General features: G+C 32.5%; 6 protein-coding genes. All 6 read right to left on the bottom strand.

Translation table 11 applies throughout. The annotated features are described in order from the left end of the window. Positions 1 to 154 precede the first annotated feature (154 nt). The 6 genes from OEA66_RS20330 to OEA66_RS20305 all read right to left on the bottom strand — a co-directional run bounded on the left by OEA66_RS20330 (position 155) and on the right by OEA66_RS20305 (position 3,648). A complete protein-coding gene (locus OEA66_RS20330) occupies positions 155 to 736 on the bottom strand; it encodes a DUF6705 family protein (RefSeq protein WP_311136929.1) in 582 nt (193 codons plus the stop codon). A 158-nt stretch (positions 737 to 894) separates the two neighbouring features. Further along, positions 895 to 1,440, bottom strand: a complete 546-nt coding sequence (locus OEA66_RS20325; protein WP_267283128.1) for a hypothetical protein — start codon at positions 1,438 to 1,440, stop codon at positions 895 to 897. A 108-nt stretch (positions 1,441 to 1,548) separates the two neighbouring features. Then, a complete protein-coding gene (locus OEA66_RS20320; protein WP_267283127.1) occupies positions 1,549 to 1,683 on the bottom strand; it encodes a hypothetical protein in 135 nt (44 codons plus the stop codon). Positions 1,684 to 1,744: 61 nt separating this feature from the next. Beyond that, on the bottom strand, positions 1,745 to 2,206 hold the full coding sequence (locus OEA66_RS20315; RefSeq protein WP_267283126.1) for a hypothetical protein: 462 nt from the start codon (positions 2,204 to 2,206) through the stop codon (positions 1,745 to 1,747). Between the two features lies 1 nt (position 2,207). After that, positions 2,208 to 2,822 carry a DUF6705 family protein gene (locus OEA66_RS20310; protein WP_267283125.1) on the bottom strand — a complete coding sequence of 205 codons (615 nt, stop codon included), beginning with the start codon at positions 2,820 to 2,822 and terminating at the stop codon, positions 2,208 to 2,210. Between the two features lie 82 nt (positions 2,823 to 2,904). Further along, positions 2,905 to 3,648 carry a hypothetical protein gene (locus OEA66_RS20305; RefSeq protein WP_267283124.1) on the bottom strand — a complete coding sequence of 248 codons (744 nt, stop codon included), beginning with the start codon at positions 3,646 to 3,648 and terminating at the stop codon, positions 2,905 to 2,907. Positions 3,649 to 4,085: the final 437 nt, after the last annotated feature.

The raw sequence follows: 4,085 nt of genomic DNA, 5'->3' as shown, positions 1-4,085 counted from the left end.
GGTTTTAGAATTCTTAAAAGCGGCATCTGCTTTTTCAAGCTCAGGAACAAAGACACTTTTGTGCTTACTCTCGTTTAAAAATATCCTTTTGGAGGTAAGCTTACAAATGAACAGCTTAAGACAAACTAAAACCTCTTTTCAGAGGTTTAATTTATTACTGTTTTACCAAATGAATGAGTTGTTTATATGGTATTGTAGGCTGAAAATTTGTAGGACATTTTCCTTCAACAACAATATCATTATCCGGAAGCATAAGAATAGTCATTTGTGAAGGTGTGGAATGTTGTATCCTTAAATAGACATCTCCATATTCCGCACATCCTACACTATTGCCTACAAAATACATTTTATAAGCTTTCAAGTCAGATTGAAATCCCAATCCTGAAAAGTTTGTTTTGTCATCATTAAGTTCACTGAAATTATTATAATATATATTCAAATTAGGATCTGTAACCCTTAGTCTACCAACAAGAATATCGCTTTTTTTTTCAGAAAGTGTCAAATCTTGATATAGTCCTTTTTTAAGATTAATTTCATAATATTTTCCATTAAAATTTCCTTTCCATATTCCAATATATTTATCCAATAAATTATTAATATCTTTTTCATAAGTCCAATTATCTGGACAAAGAATAGTTGGGTTTTCTTCTCGACATTTCGCCATTGTTTCTAATGACACTATCTGTGCTTTGCACGAAAGAGTAAAAAAAGTTATTACTAATAATAAGTACTTCATATTTTTAATTTTATTTTAGCTTGGACAGTTGTTTCTTTCTAATCCATTTTTTGTTTCATTGAGCTTTATTTCGGAATTAGTTCCATCATTATTCATCCGATATAAACTTAAGCCTTTTAAATTCATTTTTTCATCCATATACTTGAGCATTCCAAATTCTAAATCTGTTGCATTTTTATTCCATTTCGTGTCATAAAATCTTCAAAAGGTTTTCGGTGAGCTTCTTTTTGGGCGTCGGTAAAAGTTTTTATTTGATACTCATTTCCTGTAAAACGAATCTGGTAATTTCCAAGATTGGAAACCATTATTCCATATACATCGTTTAGTGGCTGCCCAGTTTCTTTCGCATTTTTCACTAAGTCCATGAAATATGCTATATCAGCCGGCGAAAACATTTTAATACCATTCTTGTCTGTTTCATAACCTTGGTCATCAAGAAATTTATAATTATTAACATGAGTATGTATAAACCCCTTGATATAAGTATTTGTTTCCACGCTTGGCAAACTAAGTGTGTTGGCATTATTAGTTGAGCCTGCATTGTCTTTATAAACATAATCACCACCCCATTTTTGGATGTAGCCTGTTTCTTTTTTAAGATTTGTTTTGCCTTCTAAATCTGTAATCTTGTTATTGAATTCGGTATCAGTTCTCTGTACTTTAATCTTTTCACAAGGGTTGTTTCTTACTGGAAAATTCGGCAAACTCGGTGCCCCAATCGGACATCCGTTTTCATCGGTAAATCCGGGTTGAGGGTTCGTTGGTATGCTTGTTCCTGTGCATGGTGGGTTGTTTAGAGGAGGTGTAGTTCCTCAGGGCATAGCACCTCCTCCACCGCCGCCACTACTTCTTCCTGGATCAATAGGAGTGATGATCATTTCATTCTGCTCAAGACAGGTAGTCGTTACAATGGTATAATTAATAGGCTTTATACGTTTCCCCAACACTCATAAATAGAGTAGTTTTTATAATTCTACCAATATTTAGATAAAATAGCTATCTCTATATTTAACGAATATTAGAGAAATCAAGTCCCGCACCTTCAGCTATTTGCTTACTTGCATTGTGAAAACTCGGATACCAATCTTTACTTAAACTTCTGGAGGTATGAGTTATATTCAAGAGCCCTTTTCTATAAGTAATTGTATTATAACTACCATCTAATATCATCGTTTCTATACCATTTTCGTCTACGTGAGAACTTTCCTCTTCAATATTTTTTATTACTTCAACTATTTGCTGGTATTCATTTTCGCTGATTGGTTTCCTCATAAAATACTTCCCATTATAGTTGAGCTCTACAGTTCTTTGATCTTTATTCCTTGAGGGTAATATTCTTATAAAAATCCGATCACTTTTTATTCGCATTCTACATTCATGCTCAAATTCAATATATTCAATTTCTTGCTTTTGCGTTGTGCAAGAACAAAATAAAATAAATGCTAGAACATGGAAAAATTTAATATTCATTTTACTGTTTTATCATAGTAAATTCTCCTTTAGGAAGAGCAAATGGTGGTTCGTTCAAAGTAGATGAGTCATCTACATTTATAACATTACTGCTAATATTGTAAATTTTCACCTGTAAAACTTCTTGTCCGTTAATAGCAGTTCTCCGCATTAGAAAGTCTGCTCTTCTACCCGAAATATTATCATTTAATCTTACAGCCAATCTTTTTTCATTTGGATTACATTGTGGACATTTCCATAGTCTTGAATTACTCCAAAGAATTGAATTGCCGGAAATATGATGTTTTAGATACTGATCTGAATATACTATATCCAAATTAGATAGAGTATTAGCCTTTTCTAATCCATTTTCTATATATTGATATTCACCAATAATCATATCTTCATAATGAGAAGCAAAATATTGTTTTATCATTTTTTTTAAAACGATTTTGAAACTTGTATTTCCGTTAGAGAATATATACGTCCCTTGAAATGGGTCTAATAAATTATTTAAATCTTTTTGGTAATATCCTGATGGCTTTCCAAAACCGGATTCTTCAATATCAATAATTACACTTTGAGATTTAAATAAAGGTGTAAAAAATAAAATGAATATTATAAATATATTTTTCATGTTTTAAAGTTTTAATTACAATTATTAGGTGTCACTGTTGCTGTATCAGAATTGGTACTTATGGATAGTTTACTCCAATTGTTTAAATCTGCATTTGCTTTATACAAGCCAATATTAGTACCAAAATTGAATTGTAAAAATACACGTTCATAATCTGGATTTGTCTTTTTTTCTCTTCATCATATTTCTCCTGCAAAACTAGATCTATTTCATCACATATCTCTTTCGGTGTATATCCCGCATATTTAGGATTGTTTAATATAGCTTCCATCATTGAACCAACATTTTCAAAAATAATTGCATATGTTTGCTTCACTCCATTAGCATCTTCGCATACAAGTAAAAGAGAAGATTGTCTATAATTAAATGATGCTATATTCATTTCCAGCTTATATAAAACATAGATATCTGTCCAAGAAAACATAGGATAAGTATCTTTTGGATGGGAATGAACACCTGCGTAATAGTAACCACCAGTTAGTATATTTGCTTTATTTGTATTGGTGTAAGCCGATGGTTCGCTAGAAAGATTACCATTGGCTTCTCTTTTTAAATTTATTCCTCCTTCTCCGCTTGGGTTGTTATTGATATGATCATACATCCCATGTATAATTAATGGTTTTAAGTTAGCTTTTGCAGGGTCTAAAAGATTTTTTAATTTCTCGCAAGGATTATTTCTTACTGGAAAATTCGGCAAGCTCGGCGCGCCAATCGGGCATCCGTTTTCATCGGTAAAGCCGGGTTGAGGGTTCGTTGGGATTGTTGTTCCGGTGCATGGTGGGTTGTTTGGTGGTGAAATAATTAGTTTTAAATAAATAGAAAGCACAGATTTTTGGTCTGTGCTTTTTTATTGCTCTCCAAAGTCTCCTGACTTCGGAGTTTACTTATTTGTATTTGTTGCGCAAAGTCGGGAGACTTTGCGTAGCGGGGAAAATATAGGGTACAGGCTGTCATAATGGCAATGCATTAATGCAAATGTAAATTGATTTGTATCAAACCTTATAAAATTAGTTCCTGATATCCCTTCTAATTCATAATTTTGTATACCTGATTGTGTAGTGGTAGGGTCAGGGTTATCCATTCTTCGACCAAACTCATGATCTTGACCAATCTTTCCTTCAAGATAAGTAATATTTGTTTTTATATTCTGTGAGATCTGTAGTTTTTTTTGCCTTCTCGCAAGGGTTATTTCTCGTTGGCAAATTCGGTTGGCTCGGCGACTTTGCGTAGCGGGAAATCAATATAAGTTTTCTATTTTCATTT

The organism is Chryseobacterium luquanense, from assembly GCF_026460945.1.
In the GTDB taxonomy this organism is placed as follows: domain Bacteria; phylum Bacteroidota; class Bacteroidia; order Flavobacteriales; family Weeksellaceae; genus Chryseobacterium; species Chryseobacterium luquanense.
The sequence above is the reverse complement of the archived record's forward strand: the minus strand, read 5'-3'. Positions and strand labels throughout refer to the sequence as shown.

Bases quoted from the DNA above. Each gene is read 5' to 3' on its own strand.
- OEA66_RS20310 (WP_267283125.1), bottom strand. From the start codon at position 2,822: ATGAAAAATATATTTATAATATTCATTTTATTTTTTACACCTTTATTT.
- OEA66_RS20315 (WP_267283126.1), bottom strand. From the start codon at position 2,206: ATGAATATTAAATTTTTCCATGTTCTAGCATTTATTTTATTTTGTTCT.
- OEA66_RS20330 (WP_311136929.1), bottom strand. From the start codon at position 736: ATGAAGTACTTATTATTAGTAATAACTTTTTTTACTCTTTCGTGCAAA.